This window comes from Erwinia sp. 1181_3, assembly GCF_052824965.1.
In genome coordinates this window covers 135,610-154,569 of sequence record NZ_VTDE01000004.1, presented here as the reverse complement: position 1 = coordinate 154,569, position 18,960 = coordinate 135,610, and the positions used below count along the sequence as shown (strand labels likewise).

Annotated in this window: 17 protein-coding genes; 7 read left to right on the top strand and 10 right to left on the bottom strand. The window is 51.1% G+C overall.

Annotated elements, in window-relative coordinates; translation table 11 throughout:
* Nucleotides 1–215 precede the first annotated feature (215 nt).
* The 3 genes from FY046_RS12605 (at nt 216) to FY046_RS12595 (ending at nt 2,636) form a co-directional block, all read left to right on the top strand.
* Complete coding sequence (locus FY046_RS12605; RefSeq protein WP_167863954.1) at nt 216–1,316, top strand: sugar phosphate isomerase/epimerase family protein; 1,101 nt, start codon at nt 216–218, stop codon at nt 1,314–1,316.
* 108 nt (nt 1,317–1,424) lie between these two features.
* Nucleotides 1,425–2,147, top strand: a complete 723-nt coding sequence (locus FY046_RS12600; RefSeq protein WP_133846554.1) for a GntR family transcriptional regulator — start codon at nt 1,425–1,427, stop codon at nt 2,145–2,147.
* Between the two features lie 75 nt (nt 2,148–2,222).
* Nucleotides 2,223–2,636 carry a GFA family protein gene (locus FY046_RS12595; protein ID WP_159338239.1) on the top strand — a complete coding sequence of 138 codons (414 nt, stop codon included), beginning with the start codon at nt 2,223–2,225 and terminating at the stop codon, nt 2,634–2,636.
* Nucleotides 2,637–2,688: 52 nt separating this feature from the next.
* Here the strand turns inward: FY046_RS12595 and katG are convergent, their stop codons facing one another.
* The 4 genes from katG to FY046_RS12575 all read right to left on the bottom strand — a co-directional run bounded on the left by katG (nt 2,689) and on the right by FY046_RS12575 (nt 8,304).
* Nucleotides 2,689–4,866, bottom strand: coding sequence for a catalase/peroxidase HPI (gene katG, locus FY046_RS12590; protein ID WP_167863955.1), 2,178 nt, complete (start codon nt 4,864–4,866; stop codon nt 2,689–2,691).
* A 150-nt stretch (nt 4,867–5,016) separates the two neighbouring features.
* Nucleotides 5,017–5,583: an acetate uptake transporter gene (satP, locus tag FY046_RS12585; RefSeq protein WP_421504524.1), complete on the bottom strand. Its 567-nt coding sequence runs from the start codon at nt 5,581–5,583 to the stop codon at nt 5,017–5,019.
* A gap of 194 nt (nt 5,584–5,777) precedes the next feature.
* Nucleotides 5,778–6,983, bottom strand: a complete 1,206-nt coding sequence (locus FY046_RS12580) for an MFS transporter (RefSeq protein ID WP_446186112.1) — start codon at nt 6,981–6,983, stop codon at nt 5,778–5,780.
* A gap of 205 nt (nt 6,984–7,188) precedes the next feature.
* Nucleotides 7,189–8,304 (bottom strand): metallophosphoesterase, encoded by a 1,116-nt coding sequence (locus tag FY046_RS12575; RefSeq protein ID WP_446186111.1) that lies wholly within the window; start codon nt 8,302–8,304, stop codon nt 7,189–7,191.
* 148 nt (nt 8,305–8,452) lie between these two features.
* On the opposite strand from FY046_RS12575, the gene FY046_RS12570 reads away from it, so the two are divergent.
* On the top strand, nt 8,453–8,986 hold the full coding sequence (locus FY046_RS12570; protein WP_159338140.1) for a GrpB family protein: 534 nt from the start codon (nt 8,453–8,455) through the stop codon (nt 8,984–8,986).
* 617 nt (nt 8,987–9,603) lie between these two features.
* Nucleotides 9,604–10,890, top strand: coding sequence for a methyl-accepting chemotaxis protein (locus FY046_RS12565; protein ID WP_133846561.1), 1,287 nt, complete (start codon nt 9,604–9,606; stop codon nt 10,888–10,890).
* 168 nt (nt 10,891–11,058) lie between these two features.
* Here FY046_RS12565 and FY046_RS12560 read toward each other — a convergent pair whose 3' ends face one another.
* The 5 genes from FY046_RS12560 to FY046_RS12540 form a co-directional block, all read right to left on the bottom strand.
* On the bottom strand, nt 11,059–11,487 hold the full coding sequence (locus FY046_RS12560) for a hypothetical protein (protein ID WP_446186110.1): 429 nt from the start codon (nt 11,485–11,487) through the stop codon (nt 11,059–11,061).
* Between the two features lie 65 nt (nt 11,488–11,552).
* Nucleotides 11,553–12,947 carry a M24 family metallopeptidase gene (locus FY046_RS12555; RefSeq protein ID WP_446186109.1) on the bottom strand — a complete coding sequence of 465 codons (1,395 nt, stop codon included), beginning with the start codon at nt 12,945–12,947 and terminating at the stop codon, nt 11,553–11,555.
* A gap of 23 nt (nt 12,948–12,970) precedes the next feature.
* On the bottom strand, nt 12,971–13,906 hold the full coding sequence (locus FY046_RS12550; protein ID WP_133846564.1) for a nucleoside recognition domain-containing protein: 936 nt from the start codon (nt 13,904–13,906) through the stop codon (nt 12,971–12,973).
* 99 nt (nt 13,907–14,005) lie between these two features.
* A complete protein-coding gene (locus tag FY046_RS12545) occupies nt 14,006–15,478 on the bottom strand; it encodes an ATP-binding protein (protein ID WP_446186108.1) in 1,473 nt (490 codons plus the stop codon).
* 92 nt (nt 15,479–15,570) lie between these two features.
* Nucleotides 15,571–16,092: a hypothetical protein gene (locus FY046_RS12540; RefSeq protein ID WP_159338135.1), complete on the bottom strand. Its 522-nt coding sequence runs from the start codon at nt 16,090–16,092 to the stop codon at nt 15,571–15,573.
* 266 nt (nt 16,093–16,358) lie between these two features.
* Between FY046_RS12540 and FY046_RS12535 the strand changes: the two genes are divergently transcribed.
* Nucleotides 16,359–17,687 (top strand): glycoside hydrolase family 10 protein, encoded by a 1,329-nt coding sequence (locus FY046_RS12535; RefSeq protein ID WP_242462141.1) that lies wholly within the window; start codon nt 16,359–16,361, stop codon nt 17,685–17,687.
* 242 nt (nt 17,688–17,929) lie between these two features.
* Entirely contained in the window at nt 17,930–18,289 is a 360-nt protein-coding gene (locus FY046_RS12530; protein WP_133846566.1) for a cupin domain-containing protein, read from the top strand.
* Nucleotides 18,290–18,359: 70 nt separating this feature from the next.
* Here the strand turns inward: FY046_RS12530 and FY046_RS12525 are convergent, their stop codons facing one another.
* On the bottom strand, nt 18,360–18,824 hold the full coding sequence (locus tag FY046_RS12525; protein WP_133846567.1) for a GNAT family N-acetyltransferase: 465 nt from the start codon (nt 18,822–18,824) through the stop codon (nt 18,360–18,362).
* Nucleotides 18,825–18,960: the final 136 nt, after the last annotated feature.

Here is an 18,960-nt window from a genome sequence, read left to right as displayed (position 1 = left end):
CGTTCTGTCAGGTTTCTGACGTACTGACAGTGCAATTACGATGATGTGATATGAATATTTATGCGAAAGTTTGTTATACAAAATAAAATAAAAAATATAGAGATTAATTATCAATGAGATACGTTAAATATCATGACGAAAAAGGGTCGATGGCATAAGGCTTGCAACCTCCTGAGCTATCAGTCAGTGATTTGTTAACCTTAAAGGAATCGTCAATGAAGTTAGGCATCGATGGGTTGAAACTACCCGAAGTTAAAAAACGTGGCCCGCTGGCCAGCCTGGATCATGTTAAGTCACTGGGGCTTCAGGGCATCTTCTTCAGCACGGTGCTGGATATGAGCCCCAATCTGGACAGCGGTTTACTGCGGGATATCCGCGCAAAAGCCGATGAACTGGGTCTGTATCTGGAAAGCGGCCTCGGAAAAATCAACCCTTATTGCAGCGCAGAAGCACCAGAACTGCGGGCCATCGGCAATGGCGATATTATTGCAGGGCTGACCCGCATGATTGAAGCCAGCGCAGCGATTGGCTGCCGGGAAATGTGGGTTTCACCGGGTAATTTTAAACCTGCCTATCCTGGCCGTCTGGCGGCCGACCGTTTCCGTACCGATGTCACATGGGAAGAGCAGCTGGCAGGCATGGCAAATGTCATGCGTAAGCTGGCCCCGGTTGCCCGCGCTCACGGCGTGCATATGAATATCGAGACTCACGATGAGATCACCTCTTTCGAAATACTGCGGATGATTGAGGCCGTAGGGGAAGAGTGCGCGGGGGTGGTGCTGGATACCGCCAATATGCTGCAACGCGGCGAAGATCCGGTGCTGGCCACTCAACGCCTGGCCCCCTGGGTGCGTCAGACCCATATTAAAGATGCGTACATTGGACGCGCTCCGGGGGGACTGGATTTTCAGCCGCGCCCATGTGGCAGCGGCGTGGTGGATTTTGCTGCTATTCTGTCGATTCTGGCACAGGTCAACCCACAGCTGAATCTGTCGCTGGAAATCGCCCAATCGACCGACGATAATCGACGCCGTCCTCATCCGCGTCAGTGTATTCAGATTGACGATCCGCTCTGGCGCGCCGGGCATCCCGACCTGACGGCCAGCGAGCTGGAGGCGTATTTTGCCACCATTGATGCCTGTGCTCAGCGCGTTGCCGCTGGCGAGGTTGAAGACTGGGAAAGTTATGAACGTAGCCGCTACGGTTACCCAAGCTACGAGCATCAATCTTACGGGTTTAATGAAGCGATTCGTTTTATTCAGCAATCGGCAGCACATATCCGGGCCACCTGTCGCGCTCAGGGCATCGTGTTATAACCCGGTTACGTATCAATATCATTATCACGATATAGAAGGCAGTCACCGTTGTGTTGCGGTAACGTACTCAGCATGCGGTCAGGGTTCAGACAGAGGATGAACAAGCTAATGAAAAAAACGCGTGCCAGGGCGACACCGGTTGCTAGCGCCGACAGTCATGATGACGTATCCGAGCGGATTCGCGTCACGCTGGCGGCGGCAATTGGTGAAGGGGCGCTGAAGCCCGGCAGTAAAATTCTTGAGGAAGCTATCGCCGAACATTTCGGCGTGAGCCGGACGGTGGTGCGGGGCGCGCTGGGCGTGCTGGAAAGCGATCATCTGCTGGAGCGCAAAAGAAATCGCGGCACTTTTGTTGCCGAACCGAGCGTTGAGCAGGCCAGGCACTTGTTTGAAGCCCGGCGTCAGCTGGAGGGTATCCTGCTGGCGTTCGTGGTGGATCGGGCCACCCCAGAGCAGCTGGATAGCCTTGAAAAGCTGGCAGATGAAGAAGAACAGATCCATCATCATGGCGACGAGAAATCGAAAACAGTGTTGTCCGGCAAGTTCCATATTGTTCTGGCAGAGCTGGCCGGTAATCCGGTGCTGACCGAGATGCTGACGAAGATTGTTGCGCGGCTGTCGCTGGTGATGTCGCTGTATGAGGAGGATCGCAAAGATGATTGCGGTGCTGACCATCATCGCCAGATTGTCGCGGCGCTCAAAGCGAAAGATTTAGCTAAGGCCCGGGCGTTGATGGACCACCATCTTGCCGATATTGAGGGGCGGGTGCGGCTGACGGAAGGCCATGGTGACCGGCATTCCTTTATGTCGATGTTGGAAAATTTTTCCTGAGCCGACATCACAGTATTGTCACCAGGAGCGCAGATAATGTTAGCTGGCTCCTCAACTGATAACGGGATTATGACGATGACGGAGAACATTTCTGCTCAGTGCCACTGCGGCGCAGTGGCCTTTAACGTGACACTTATTGATGGCCTGAATAGCGCGCGGCGCTGCAACTGCACTTTTTGCCGGATGCGGGGCGCCGTGGTGGTGTTTGCGTCAGCAATCGATGTGATAAAGGGCAAAGAAGCGCTGACGGAGTATCGGTTTAACAGCCGGGAAGTGGCACACTATTTCTGTTCTGTCTGCGGCATCTATACCTTCCATCAGAGCCGCTCGAATCCTCATCAGTACGGGGTCAATGCGGCCTGCCTCGAAGGCGTATCGCCGTTTGATTTTACCGCTTTGAATGTCACTGACGGAGTAAATCATCCGAAGGATGGCGGTGCAGGCGGGGTGGCGGGAGTATTATCGTACGTCCCCAGCGAGAGGAAATAACGCAGGCGTTGAGAAAAAGGGTAAGCGGCATGGATCCGCTTACCCGCAGGAATTACTGAACGTCGAAACGATCGAGATTCATGACTTTCGTCCAGGCAGCGACGAAATCGAGCACAAACTGATGCTGGTAACTGTCGCTGGCATACACTTCCGCCAGTGAACGCAGTATTGCGTTGGAACCAAACACCAGGTCTGCACGTGTTGCGGTGTATTTCAGCTGACCAGTGGTACGATCATGCCCTTCATAGTGTTCTTTAGCGTCATCACTTGCGCGCCAGACGGTGCCCATATCTAACAGATTGACAAAGAAATCATTGCTGAGCACACCCACCCGGTCGGTAAACACACCGTGCGGGGTGTTATCGACGTTCGCCCCGATAACACGCAGCCCACCGATTAACACCGTCAACTCAGGTGCGGTCAGCGTAAGTTGCTGCGCTTTGTCGATCAGCATATTTTCTGTCGATGCACTGCTTCTGCCACTTTTGTAGTTACGGAAACCGTCAGCAACCGGTTCAAGTACCGCAAAGGAAGCCACATCCGTTTGCTCAATGCGCGCATCCACCCGGCCAGGTAAGAAGGGCACATCAATCAGGACGCCCGCAGCTGCGGCCGCTTTTTCAACGCCCACGGTACCTGCCAGAACAATCGTGTCGGCGAGAGAGAGCTTCCCTGACTGCTGTTGAATCGCCTCAAGCTGAGGTAGCACACGACTGGCGATACGGTTAACTTCCCAGTGACGTTGCGGCTCAAGGGCCAGACGCGCACCGTTGGCACCACCGCGTTTATCGCCACCGCGGAAGGTGGAAGCAGAGGCCCACGCCACTGATACCAGCTCACTCACCGAAAGAGAGGAGTCCGCAATCCGCTTTTTCACCGCGGCAATATCCGCAGGCACCGGGTGATGCACCGCAGCAGGCAACGGATCCTGCCAGATAAAATCTTCCGCCGGGATTTCAGGCCCCAGATAGATACTTTTCGGCCCCAGATCGCGGTGGGTCAGTTTGAACCAGGCGCGGGCGAAGGCGTCATTGAACGCATTGTGATCGTTCAGGAAACGACGTGAGATTTTCTCAAACTCAGGGTCAAAACGTAACGTCAGGTCGGTTACCAGCATCGTCGGTTTACGTTTTTTCGTTGCATCAAACGGATCGGGGATCAGGTCTTCCGCATCTTTAGCTTCAAACTGGATCGCGCCCGCCGGGCTGCGGGTCTGCACCCACTCATATTTGAACAGGTTCTCGAAAAAGTAATGGCTCCAGTGCATTGGCGTCTGGCTCCAGATCACTTCCAGACCTGAGGTGATGCTGTCCGCGCCGATGCCCGAACCGTGAGTACTGACCCAGCCAAGTCCCTGCTGCTCAAGCGATGCCGCTTCAGGTTCAGCGCCAACGTGGGTCGCTTCGCCCGCGCCGTGGGTTTTGCCCAGCGTATGGCCACCGGCAATCAGGGCAACGATCTCTTCGTCATCCATCGCCATATTGCCGAAGGTTGCCCTGATGGCCGCCGCTGCCGAGGCCGGGTCGCCGCTGGCGTTCGGGCCTTCAGGGTTAACGTAAATCAGCCCCATTTCAGTGGCAGACAGAGGATTGCTGGCGAGACTTTCCGGGTGACGGTGCGTCAGCCATTCTTTTTCATCGCCCCAGTTCACGTCCAGATCGGGTTCCCAGACATCCTGGCGGCCCGCCGCAAAGCCAATCGTCTGGAAACCGGAGTTTTCCAGTGCCACATTCCCCGCCAGAATAATCAGGTCAGCCCAGGAGATCTGTTGACCGTATTTTTGCTTCACCGGCCACAGCAGACGTCGTGCTTTATCCAGACTGACGTTATCCGGCCAGGAGTTGAGCGGGGCGAAACGCTGCTGACCGCGCCCGGCACCGCCACGACCATCCACCATGCGGTAGGTGCCAGCACTGTGCCAGGCCATACGAATAAACAGCCCGGCATAATTACCCCAGTCAGCGGGCCACCACGGCTGAGAATCGGTCAGTAATGCTTTGAGATCGGCTTTAAGGGCAGGGTAATCAAGCTTCTTGAATTCTTCACGATAGTTAAAATCAACGCCGAGGGGATTGGAACGGTTGGAATGCTGGCTCAGAAGATCGACTCTTAGCTGTTTTGGCCACCAGTCATTGCTACTGGTGCCACTGCCTGCAATGGGTTTGGCGGCTCCCGCGTGGAAAGGACACTGCGCGGCTGAAGCATTTGGGTTTTCCGACGATTGGCTCATTTCTCTATCCACCTTTTTATTGTGTGGTTTTAAAATAGTGCATTCTGAGCTTGCGGTACATCTGGATAACCCTATTAATGTGATAGAGAATAAGGAGGTGGCTAACAAAGGGGCTGAGTGGCCACGTTGCCGATGGCCACTTAAAGTAAGTTAGTGTTTATCACCCACAGGCAGGATGCTGCGACCGAACTGCTCATTCAGCACTTCAGCCATCGCCAGATAAAACGCGCTGCCTCCGCAGACAACACCAATCCAGCCAGCAACGTGAATGATCGCCGGGTTATCCACCAGATGGCCAATCGCCAGCAGGGCGAACAGCACGGTCAGGCTGAAGAACACACATTGAAGTGCGCGGTTGCCTGCCAGGGTGCCGAAGAACATGAATAACGTAAACACGCCCCACAGACCCAGATACGCCCCGAGGAAATGCCCGTTTACTGCCTCTGTCAGACCCATTTTCGGCATCAGTAAAATCGCGACCAGCGTCAGCCAGAAGCAACCGTAAGAGGTAAATGCGGTTAAACCGAAGGTGTTGCCTTTTTTATATTCCAGCAGACCCGCGAATATTTGCGCGATGCCGCCATAAAAGATGCCCATTGCCAGGATAATAACATCCATTGGGAAAAACCCTATATTATGCAGGTTCAGCAAAATGGTGGTCATGCCAAAACCCATCAGGCCCAGCGGAGCCGGATTAGCTAACTTAACGGTGCCCATAAATCCCCAGAAATATTGATTAAGATGTTGAAAGGGTTCAACCCTCGCCAGCACTCCCTGGCAGGGCGCGAGATCATAATCAGAGCACATCAAAGCTTCTTTGATCTAAAGAGGGTGAAACTCACTATTTATATTCTTATATGCTGCTGGGTATCTCAGCCAGTGAAATAGGTGCGTATAAAATAGATTGAGACTCAGGCCATCGTTCTTTTCATCGCCAACCGATGCCCATGGCGGAAGAACAGCAACCCGGCCGCGGAGAAACCGATCAGGGCAATAAACATGACCGGTGGAGGGGTATAGCTGAGTAAGAATCCACACAGTACGGGGTTAACGGCACCGCCAATATTGCTCAGGTTCTGTACACCGTAGTAACTGCCTTTCATATTATCGGGCGCGATGAAATCGATGAACATATATTCCACGGGGATTACAATCAGCTCGCCAAAACTGAAAATCACCATCGCTATCATCCACAGCAGTATCGAAGGCCCCGCGAGCATAAAGCCGGCCAGACCGAGGATAAAGAATAACGTGCCGAAAAATAACCATCTCAGCAGGTTGTCCTGTTTCATGCGGCTGCTCATCACGTACTGAAAGGCAATAACAATCACCGCGTTGGTGATCATAATGGCGCCAATCACTTTATAGGCGTAAGCGGCATCCGCGATAATAATCAGGTACTGCGACAGATATCCGGTGAACTGCCCAAAAACAATCGCACCGAAGGTGCTGCCCAGAGTGAAATAGATCAGGCAGCGATCACGCATCAAGATGGATAAAGTCTGGCGTAAGTCGGGTTTTTCCAGAGGTTTCAGCTCAACATCGTTACGCGCAGGGCTGTTGGGGATATTGCGTAATCCCACCATCAGCGCAATAACCGTGACCAGCGCCAGAGTGCCCGAAATCATAAACGGTAGCGTTGGGTCAAACCCCGCCAGCCAGACACCTAATGAAGAGCCAACGGCCCAGCCCACATTGATCAGCGTGTAGTTCATCGAGAATGCTTTGACACGTTTCTCGACGGGAAGCCACGCGGCAATGCAGGCTTTGATGGTGATGCTCAGTAGCGCATAGGATGCGTTGAGCAGGGCGATTACCACGACCACACTGCCGACCTCTGGCAGTAGCGGCAGCAAGAAAAAACTGAGGGCGAACAGACTGATAGAGAAACCAATCAACAAGCGGTGGCTGAATTTATCGACCAGGTAGCCACCGTAGAGACTGCTGAAAATACCGATAGCAAGGCTTGCCCCCATAATGATGCCGATACTTTTGGGCAGCAGATTATAGTGCTCGGTGAGGTAAATAGTCAGAAAGGGCAGCGTGACCCCACGGCCAATTGTCAGCACCAGTGAGCCAGCAAGCAGGGCAAGAATAATTGGCGGCATTCCTTTCATTTATTACATTCATCCATCAATTTATTAACAACCAGACCCGTTACTCTACTCTGTTATCAGGCATTTTTTGTATCGTAAAACCATAATGTTTCAAGGTGTTAACTGGAGAAAAAACTATAGAAATATCTTATTCCAGTGGGGAATACTGCGCTGACGTCAGGCGTTCCCGCTCTCCCTTTTTCAAGGCATGAGCGGGGTACCAGTTTTACTTCTTACGCGTCAAGGTGATGCGGGTCAGTTCCGATGGGCGTCCCACTCTTACCGCCATACCTGGCCAAAGACCGGTACCGTTATTCACGTACAGCTGCATGCCATCCACATCATAACGGCCTGAAACAAAACCATTATTAGGTTTGGCAAACAGCCGATCGAATCCCCAGATTAAGCCGCCGTGCGTATGGCCTGAAAGCTGGATATCGACGCCCTGTGTGGCATTTTCACGCGCATTTTTGGGCTGATGATCGAGTAACACAATCGGTGCGTTTTCCGGTGCGCCTGCTAATGCTTGGGTGAGATCAGGACCATCAGCACCTCGTGCGGTGGCTGATGCATCGGTCAGGCCGGCGATCACCAGTTTTGCCTCTCCGCGGGCGATCACCTTGTGGCGGTTGAGCAGGGGATCTAACCCTAAGGAAGCCAGATGCTCCGTCCACGCCTGTTGTTCGAAGAAGTATTCGTGGTTGCCGGTGATGGCCAGTACGCCATCCGGGGCATGCAAACCGCGCAGCGGTTCGACATCGTTACGGCGGTTTTCCAGGGTGCCATCAATAACATCACCGGTGATGACGATCAGGTCCACATTCAGCGACATTGCCTGTTTCACCATGGACGCCGTCCAGCTGGCATTGAAAAGCCGGGTGATGTGCAAATCGGTGAGCTGGAGCAGTTGATAACCTTCAAATGCCTGCGGCAAATTGGCGACCTCAAGAGTGACATCTTTCAGCGCGGGAACGCGGGTGGCCTGTTGAACGCCATACGTAGCCAGACCCATGGCAAACAGTGCAGCCAGGTAACGAATGCCAGGCGCAATCTCCAGCGGATGCCTGACAATCAGTGAAATCAGTGCGACCACATCAATCACCAACTGCGTGAGCGCGAGGAACAGCACCGCACTGAACGCCCAGTTGAAGAGAATAATCAACATGCGCGGCATTTCAGGCGCAAAAATGCTGCCAGAGGTGAACCGGCTAACCAGCAGATACTGAGAAGCCAGCAGCACCAGCAGCGATAACAGGATTTTTAGAGCAATGGGCATGGAAAGCGGGATAAGAAAACGGGCGATAACATACCAACTCGGTATGCTGAAGATAAGGTGAAACATGTCAATATTCCCTTAAAAAGTGGTGCACGATAATGCAAAGATGAAATGAAAAGCATCTGTCACTGAACAATCTGAAAAGTTGTAGCATAGATCCCGTATTAATCTAAGTGCTAAGGTCATTACACAGAGCAAAAGGAGGAGGGTACTCATGCGGACCGTGACTGTGACCGCTTACGACAAGCGGTGGCCCGATCTATTCGAGGCAGAAAGCGCGCTATTACTGGCCACCCTGGGCAATATTATTTTCCGCATTCACCACATTGGCAGCACGTCAGTACCCGAGCTGGCAGCAAAACCCGTCATAGACATATTGTTAGAGGTGAATGGGCTGACAGAACTGGATAACGCCAATGCTGCAATGAAGCTCAATGGCTACACAGCCCGTGGTGAAAATGGCATCCCCAATCGTCGATATTTCACTAAAGGTGGCGATCAACGCAGTCATCAGGTTCATGCTTTTGCTGTAGGCGACAGCCAAATCATAAAGCATCTGGCGTTCCGGGATTATCTGATCAACAACAAGGACGCAGCAGAAGAGTATGCCGAAATAAAACGTGCTGCAGTGCTGGCAAGTGGCAACGATGTTCATCGTTACAGTGCTTTCAAGACGGCGTTTATTGAACACCATCTTCGGTTGGCACTTACTGGCGCTGAGTGTTCAGCCAGTCACACCAAGCCTTAGCTGTGAGTTTCATCAGTGGAGAGAGAGCTTCAGACACCATCAGTGAACAACAGAGGATGAACCGCGGATAAACATCAGATTCAACGTACCGCTACGTTGGTGCGCATAATGTATATTATGTTAAATTGAATATCAGGAGGCACTCCCGCTGGTTGCAACCGGCTCGCCTTCTTTTCCTGACTGAATCTACATCTACTCATCTCTCCGTGCCAACGGTACACCAATGTGTCGCTACGTGAAAAGTTGGGGATAACTCCCCTTCTCTTTTCGTAGAATTCGCGTAGCGACGCCAACTCTGCAATGCCCTGCAATTATTTTCATTTTTCCCTGAATCTTTCCACGCATTTGCCGATACCCGTTAAGGACAGCCACTTACGTGTCCGCCACCATACTTGTTAGAACACCAGGAATGCACAGACAATCATCCCGGCAAGCACCCTTTGGGTGTAAAGAGATACCATCTTTCGTGACTGACTGATGACCAAGTGTCCCGCCTGGAAAAAACATTCAGCCCACTATGGGCTTGCCGAGAAGAATTCAGTTGCGATGGCGATGTCCACAAACCGGCCTGCGCGTATCTGGTTCATCGAGATGTTGATAACTTCCTGAGGTGTTCTATGTTTGGTATGAAAAAATCGAGCTTTTCGCTGCCCTCGTCCAAAAGTAACGGCATCACCCGGGACATCAATGCAATAAAACAGCATGTGGCATGGATTGAGTTTTCGCCTGATGGAGAGATTCTCAACGCCAATCAACAATTTCTCGATGTCACTGGTTACTCACTGAGTGAGATTCAGGGAAAACATCACCGGATTTTTTGCAAACCGGATTACTGCCGTTCAGCAAGCTACAGTGCCTTTTGGCAGACACTCGCAACAGGCGAATCGGTAACGGGTATCTTTGAACGTTTCAGCAAACAGCATCAGCGCTTTTATCTCAGCGCCACCTATTTCCCGGTTACCGATGATAACGGCATTGTTTATAAAGTGATTAAGGTCGCCTCCGATATCACCGCCCGCCATCATGAGTTAGAGCAAAAAGAAGCGGTGATCACTGCGCTGGACCTGTCCATGGCAGTGATCGAATTCACGCCTGACGGTCAGATTCTTACGGCTAATAGCAACTTTCTTACCCATATGGGCTTTAACTTGTCTGATATTGTCGGCCAGCATCATCGCATCTTTTGCTATGAAAGTTTTTATCGTGAAAACCCCGATTTCTGGAAAAAAATTGGCAAAGGTCAGCACTTTGTTGGGCGCTTTGAACGTAAAACGGCCAGCGGTGAGCGCATTTGGTTAGAAGCCAGTTACAATCCCGTCTATGACGCTGATGGCCATGTTTGTAAGGTGATTAAGATCGCATCTGATATCACTACCCGTGTCGAAGCCGCAAAACGGGTGGCCGATATCGCCGTTACCACCTCAGAAGAAACCTCGCAAATCACGCATAATGCCAATGAGGTGCTGGAAGAAACGGTTCGTAACTCCGGGCTGGTTGCTGTTCAGGTAAATGCCGCAACCGAGATTGGCGCAAAGCTCAATGCTTCGGCCAAAAGCATTACTGAAGTCGTGGATACAATTAACGTTATTGCCGCACAAACCAATATTCTGGCACTGAATGCCGCCATTGAGTCAGCGCGGGCTGGCGAAGCCGGACGCGGATTTAGTGTCGTCGCTGCGGAAGTCCGCCGACTGGCGGCATCGACTGCCAGCGCCACGCAAAAAATAACGTCCGTCGTAGAAGTGAATGCTGATTTAATCCAGCAGATGTATCAACAGTTGGATGCGGTAAAACAATTCGTGGTCACCGAACAGGATAAAATCAGCGACCTCTCGCGGAGCCTGAAGGAAATTAATCGCGGCGTGCACCAGTTTGTCAGCGTCATCCATCGGCTGGATGTGTAATCCACCCTGTTCAGTCGACGGGTTTAGATGCCGGAGAAAGAGCAATGATGAGCGAATGCGGCAACAAGCTTATCTGGTCAGCAGCCCTGTGCTGCTGGCTTTGCACCACGTCCGGACCCGGCGGACATCAATGAAGAAGTGCCCCATCTCCCATGCTAAAATAGTATATTAATCGCATCTCTTAAGTTTAATCAGACCATTTTTCGTATGATCTTGCACAAAATCTGGACCATCAACCCAAACATATTTTTTCTTACTTTTATCAAAGAAACCGTGCCATCTGAACAATCCTGAACTGCCCTTAATGGTCATTTCAGCCACCGATTTCGTTGTGCTGAAACTATCCCACGCAAGGTTCATTCCACCTGTACCAAGATCAAGCGGCTTATCAAAATACACAGCAACCTGATTAGCGGAGATCTCTTTTGAATGGATTGAAATGATAATTTGATTGTCATTCACAATAAACGGACTGGGGATCTTACTTAACTGAATTGAAAAACCCTCGTCATCACATGTCGTTCCCCATGTGCCGAGATGAGACTGTGCATAAGACGTAAATGACAGAAAAAATAAACCAGCAATGAAAATTTTCATTAATACTCTTCAAGATACTTCAATAAAATGACGATGTTCTATGCGAAACAATAAATCCGGAGCAGTTAGCGCTCAACAAACAGTGACTGATTCTTTGCCAGATAGAAAGGCCTCAGATAAGCCACGGTATTGGACAATGGCAGTATTTCCTCACTCAGGTTGATGCCAATTTCCTCACGCAGATAACGCCGTCTCGTCTCAATACGATTCCATAACGCCGGATAGTGTTTGCTGATCTCTGCCTGAAGCGTGATATCCGCAAGTACCACGCACTCTTCCGCGCTAACGCCTGTGTAACCCGCGACCGAAGGGATGATATCAATCTGCATGATCATGCCGCTTTTCAGCGGTTCATCCGACCCCTCATAGACCGGGGAAGACATCCACTCTTCATCTGAAACGAGGTGACCCGGATTCAGGTGCCAGCCATAGCGTTCTTTCGGTAATACACGTTCCACCAACTGGTAAAGCTCGTCGCCGGTCATGCCACAGTGAATATTTTCCAGCCAGGCGACAACCGCAGCGAAATACGGTTTAGCCATACGCTGCAACCACTCTTCCTGCCCGGCAGGCAATTCACTCTCATCGGCAATGACAAAACCGGTTCTGCTGGACAATCCGCCTTTAAAGCCAGTGGTCAATGATAACGGATCACCCTTCTGCACTTTCTTATAGCTCGGGTAAATATTGGCTTTATCGAAGCGGCTACCAGTGGCGGCAATGGATACCACCGTGTTGTCCTGGCCTTCAGCGGCCAGCAGCGCGCCGAGATCAACTTCACGGACGCCAACCTCAATCGCATTGATGGCATCAAGAATACAGTTTGATGCGAGGTTAGCGCCGTATTCATAGTGAGCAATTTCGTTTGCATTACAGGTCGCACGCGCCCCCGACTTGCCGCTAATAAAAAGGTGAGCGGCATTCTCCAGCTCTGCACTGGCTTGTAGCGTGCGTCTGACCGCCTCAACAATAAAATACGGCAGATCAAAGAACGTTTTGCCGTTCCCGGCCGCCGGAGTGAACATCTTCCAGCCCACCAGCCCTACCTTACTTTTATTGTTAAGCCCGGCGTCGGTGAAGATACTTTCCAGCGGCGCTTCGTTATCCATTGGCTGATTTGGCAGAGAGAAGTACGGGCTGTGTGCCAGCGTGACCGGCACGCGTGAAAAGCGCGCAAGCTTCAGGTTTTCATTGCCCAGCACCAGCGTACATTTGCCACTGGTTTCCAGAATCAGCAGGCCTTCTTCAAAACGCGGAATAAATCCCGTCAGATAGGCGAAGTTAGCGCCATGCTCTTTGTCTGCGTAAATCACAAGAGCATCGAAGCCTTCGTTCTTCATCCCATCCAGGATTTTTGCTTTTCGCGCCAGAATCGTGTCATCTGTCAGGAGAACAGGCTCAACCTGGGTAAATTTCACCGGGGCGACGGTCGCTCCTAACGTAATTTTTGTGGAAACCATAATGTACTCCCTCAGGTTACGTATTAATGGTTAAGCAGCAGATGGATCACAGTGCGCAGCAGGATACCCAGCAAAACACCGGGAATAACGTAACGAAACAGCCTGACAAAGCGACTGGCAATACCCAGAAAAATACCGATACCAGGCAGATCAAAGGTCTGAATCATTAAGCCAGCAGAGGCGTTAATCTGCTGAGGTGTTATCAGCCCTTTCTGTATCAACTCCGTCATCACGCCGTAATATGCGGTGCCCCCTGCCAGCATTTTGGTCAGTGCCGGCATAACAAAGATCTCCGGGATATTGAACATGCCGAGCAGCGGGGCAAGCAGTGCGGTCAGCCCTTCAATAGCCCCTGCCGCTTTCAGTATGCCCACCACCGTCAGCGACAGGAGAAGCATGGGAACGGATCCCAACGCCAGGCGAATTGCGTCTGAACCGGCACCGTTAATGACGGCGATCAGCCCCTGAGGCGCATTACCCTCCAGTCTCTCTTTTTCCGCCAGCGGCAGGGAATCCGTCGACAGCCTGCGCCCGCTAAGGTGATAGGTGAACGCCGCCGCAGCCAGCCCCCCGACGATTGAAATGATCACGGCTTCGCCCCAGTGCAGGCCAAAAGGGATAAGGGGATAAAACACGTTCCCCTGGCCCATGGCAAAAAGCATCGCCAGGGCTGCCGCGAGGTGACGGTCGGAAGTGCCGCGTTTCTCCATAATCGCCAGCGCCGCCAGCGGTGCGGCGAAACTAACAAAGTTCAGCTGGATCAGCGCAAAAATAGCCAGTCCGGTGATGCCAAATGGCCTGAATATCGGCGTCATCACACGCACAATCGCGTCAAGCACGCCCTTCTGTTCCAGATATCTCATGATAATCAGCATGACTACCATCACCGGGATCAGGGTGTAAAGTGCAACATCAACAGAGGTTCGCCCTGCCGACATAATAATGCCAATGATATCCATTAACGGGTTCCACAAGGGTATAAGAAGAGCCGACTGCCCACTATTCGTTAGCAACGGGATAAGATATAAAATCCCGCTCTACTTCAACTCTTTCAAGTCTTACCAAAATTTATACCAGGGCCGTGGTTTTGCCATACTATCGGTGTGAAGTCTTTCAGGAGTTGGTGCAATGGTACCCCTGTTCGCAATTATCGTCTCACACAGCACACCGATGCATTCTGTCAATGCTGTTTCGAACTCCCTGGTGACATCTCCAAGACCTGTCCTTGCATGAATAAACTCATGGATCAGTACGCCGGAAAAAACATCAACGGATGTAAGGCACTTTCTGGATATAATCACGCAGCATGTTTGTGGTTCCCAACAACCCTGAGTTTCTACAGATAAGAAAATATCTGGCCGTAGTGTTTCTGATATTTTAATATCTAATACCCTTGCAGGAACCCCGCCAAAGATATCAATAATTTCATTCTTCAATGAGAAAATCTTTCGTTCGTAAGGCGTCAGATCTCTTTCTTCAATAAATTCAAACTGAAAACTGTCATTATAGCTCTGAACATAGTTCGTAATATCATTTATCGAGTTACCTTCTTCATCCACTTTATCGGCAAGTCTGAGGCGAAGGTTATCCGGTATTGTAATAATTTTGGTGCCATTTTTAATGGCATCATCAACCATGTTGGGATGTAAAATACTTTCTGTCGCAGTGATAAACACGACATTACCATTTTTATTTAGCAGTGTAACTGCATGCTCCTGAACGTCTATCCATGAAAGCTCATCATGCATAGTGCCAGAGCTAAATCCGGACATATCTTCAGCAAGGAGATCCGCAACATAGTTATTTGATGAGGATAATAGGATCTTCTTCACGGTATCCGTGTACGCACTTCTCCCAACATGGGTTCGTTCACGATTAATCGCTTTCTTCAATTGTGAATTGATATGAGTAATATTGTATGAAAAGAGAAAGTTCTCCTCCCGGGCAACGAGAACTCCGTTGATGAAGATTTTTCCAACACCAGATGAATTACTGATAGTCTGCCCATATCTGGTCGTATCTATGATGCTATCGTTACTGAAAGTGAGAAACATATCCTTTGCTGCATGCACCTCATCATCAGAAATACCGGCCAAGGTTATGATTGTGCCTTCAAACGCGGTGTCATCATCTTCTTCTTCAATAACTGCATGTAGGGTTGTAACATCTCCAAAACCCTGCTTAGACATCTTACTTGTAGTGATTTTTCCGTAGCGAGACTGAATCAGACATTTGACGCCATTCCTCTCGAACGTTGCTAAGGCATCTTTCAACCCAATACCAAAACGCCCTATTACACCGGGTGTATCAAGCTTCTCCTGATTCTCGTTCTGGGTTAAGTGTGTGTACTTAAGCCCCCGGCCAAAATCTCTAATGAGCCAGTCATCTCCTTCTTTGCGAATAGATACTGCTGCTGTCTTAGTCAGGAGTTGTTCATCCAGAGCATTCGCTATAATTTCTCTTACAGCATGCCGAACTTCCCAGTTTTCGAGTATCTTTTCAATATTGAGATCAAACGCTTTAATTGACATACCTGATTCCTAATCCATCAATGGACGTGTACCTTCGGAAATATGAGAATTCTTTGAACGCTGCCAGCCAATACGCTCAGGAAAATCAACACCTACTCCCAATCCTCTCTTACATAAGGCTTCTGCCAGTTTTTGTCCGTAACTGGAACCACCTCTCCGTTGAACGTATGCGTACAGCAATGGCACCTTACGGGGATATCTTCTGCGGTAAATTCCGGGTTGATCTTTTGCAGTAATCCATCGTCATCGACACACAATCCGCTGTAATAAGTCGACTCATCGCAACGGACATAGCTGCTCCACTCTTTACGATGCAGTCTGACCATAAAAAAAATTGGCGCGGCGTTATCCAACCGGCTGACGGCCTCTTTATGCACATCATCCCAGCGCTGGCCGACTTTACTCAATAAAAATTTATACAACGGCGTGTAATCCCGGCCGCGCTCAAGCCGCCCGTGCATGCCTTCACGCATCGGCAGATTGTCATCTGCAATGTTTTTCTTATGGCGCAGCCAGCGGTATTCACCGCCCGGGTGATTCTGCACCTGTCCCCATGTAGTGGTGTTCACCTTACGATAGAGCTTTTTAGGTTGATTCGAACGCTGGATCCGCACTTTCACCTCTGTTTGAAAAGACAGACTTTCATCAGTCGCCCCGCGGTCGCCAACTGTCGCAATTCGGGCATGATCAGAGCAGATGTAAGCATGCTAAAATGATTGAACAGATTAATCTATTTTTGGAGATTGTTGAACAGGTTAGCCAGTGCGATATACGCTTCCCCGTCCCCTAATCCATTGACTTTACGGCCTGAAATAAGAGAATCTTCTTATCACTCGACCACCAGAAAGAACCGGAGCATACCATCACCCGTTCTCGCCGTATTCCCGCCGTCATCGCCCTTAAAAGGTCGGCCGCACTGGCTATCGCCGCGCTGTTGCTGTTCAGTTGTTCTTCCGAACCGCCGAAATCGCTGGTCACCCCGCTCCCTCCGGTGGCAAAACAGCCACTGCCAACCCGGCCTGAGCTGGCGAAGGAACCGATGCGTGGCGTCTGGCTGGCGACCGTTTCGCGGCTGGACTGGCCGCCGATCGCTTCGGTCAATGTCAGCAGTGCGGCGCTGCGTATCAGCCTGCAGCAAAAAGCGCTGACCGATAAGCTGGATAAACTGAAAAGTCTCGGCATCAATACCGTATTCTTCCAGGTAAAACCCGATGGTACGGCGCTATGGTCGTCAAAAATCCTGCCGTGGTCAGATATGCTGACCGGGAACATTGGCGAGGATCCGGGCTACGATCCGTTGCAGTTTATGCTCGACGAAGCGCATAAACGCGGCATGAAGGTGCATGCCTGGTTAAACCCTTATCGCGTATCGGTGAATACCCAATCCTCTACCGTTACCGAACTGAACCGCACGCTGTCGCAGCAACCTGCCAGCGTCTATGTACTGCATCGCGACTGGATCCGCACCTCGGGGGATCGTTTTGTGCTTGACCCCGGCATCCCGGAAGTGCGCGACTGGATCACCAGCATCGTCGCTGAAGTGGTGGCGCACTATCCTGTCGATGGCGTGCAGTTCGATGACTATTTCTATACGGAATCGCCGGGATCTGCCCTCAATGACAGCCAGACGTTCCGGCAATACGGTCAGGGATACACTAGTAAGGCAGACTGGCGGCGGCACAACACGCAGCAGCTGATCGAGCAGGTGTCGCGCACCATCAAACAGTTAAAACCGGATGTCGAATTCGGCGTCAGCCCGGCTGGCGTATGGCGCAATCTGTCACACGATCCGGCAGGCTCCGATACACGGGGCGCGGCAGCCTATGATGAATCCTTCGCCGACACCCGCCGCTGGGTGCAACAAGGCCTGCTGGACTATATTGCCCCGCAGGTGTACTGGCCTTTCGCACGCCAGGCGGCACGCTACGATGTGCTGGCAAAATGGTGGGCAGAGGTGGTGAAACCCACCAGCACGCGCCTGTATATCGGCATTGCGCTGTATAAAGTCGGGGAACCGTCGAAGAATGAGCCAGACTGGACGGTACAGGGAGGCGTGCCGGAGCTGAAAAAACAGCTCGACTTGAATGAGTCGCTACCGAATATTAATGGCACCATCCTGTTCAGAGAAAACTATCTCAACCAGCCACAGACTCAGGATGCGGTAAATTACCTGAAAAGCCGCTGGGGTCAGGCCGCCTCCACGCACTAAAATAACCCGCAGGATCAGCAGGCTACCGCCCTGCCGATCCTGCTTTATCCCCCTCGCATCCTGCGCAAAAGTTTCTACCAATCTCAGCCCGCTTTACACGCAAATCTGTTATTTGACGGCCGATAAATTCCGTAATCTGTTCAGTAAACCCTTTAATCTGGATAACGAACCGGGATAACACCCTTATGTGTTTTTTAATCCTTGATAGCCGCCGTAATACCGTCACCTGAGGAATCATATTGATGAAAGTGCAGAAAATAGAACAGCCCGCCGCCATCGAATCGCTGGAGTCATGGGGAACCGTTGAAGGCCTGCCGGGCACCTCTGCCATCAAGCTCTCCGGCCTGCAAAAAGTGATTCCGGGGAAGGAAGATATTGATACCGGGATTTTTCAGTGTGGCGCGGGCAGCTATCGTCGCTCGGTTAAACAGGCTGAAATTATGCATTTCCTCGGTGGCTCCGGGTCATTTACACCCGACGGTGAAGAGACGTTAACCTTCAAAGCGGGTGATTCCTTCTTTTTCGAAGCCAACACCGAAGGCACCTGGGTGGTGGAAACCGAGATGCGTAAGCTGTATGTGATTTTTGATGCGGAAGTCTGAGTAATTCAGCCCTACCTGATCCCCTGTTTTGTCCTGCGGGGATCGGGTGTTAAACCCATAACCCCCCTTTTTACATCAATATCTTACGCAATCGATAATTGATAAAACTCTGGCCACGCACCGACACCTGCTGGGCTTCAACCAACTGGAAGCCGTGTCGGATAAAGAAGGGTTTCGCGGTAATGCTCGCCTCGGTATAGATAACCGGGATGTCCATCTTCACTACCGCCAGCTCCAGCCACTTTAGCAGCGCGGTTGCCACACCGCAGCGCTGATGCCGGGGATCGGTAAATAACATATCCAGATGTCCGTCATACTCCACGTTGCCAAACCCGGCGAGCTCCCCATTGCGGATCGCTAACCAGCACTGACTCTCTTTGAATCGTTTCTCCCAGGCCGTCCTGTCTACCTGCACCCAGGCGTCAATCTGTTCCGGGTTGTAATCTTGTGAGGCTATCTGACGCACCGCGCCCTGAAACAGCGTAATAGCAGCATCAAGATCGCTGGCCTGGAATGCTCTGATAGTGATGCTCATCGGTTCTCCATCTTGCCTGGGGTGATCACTTGTCCCTACATCTTAGTCTATGATTGTTATGGCCTGACAGCTATCCCGATCCCGATAACACCTTTTCCGACTAACGCTCAGAGTAGCGGAGCGCCGTTGTGTTGCC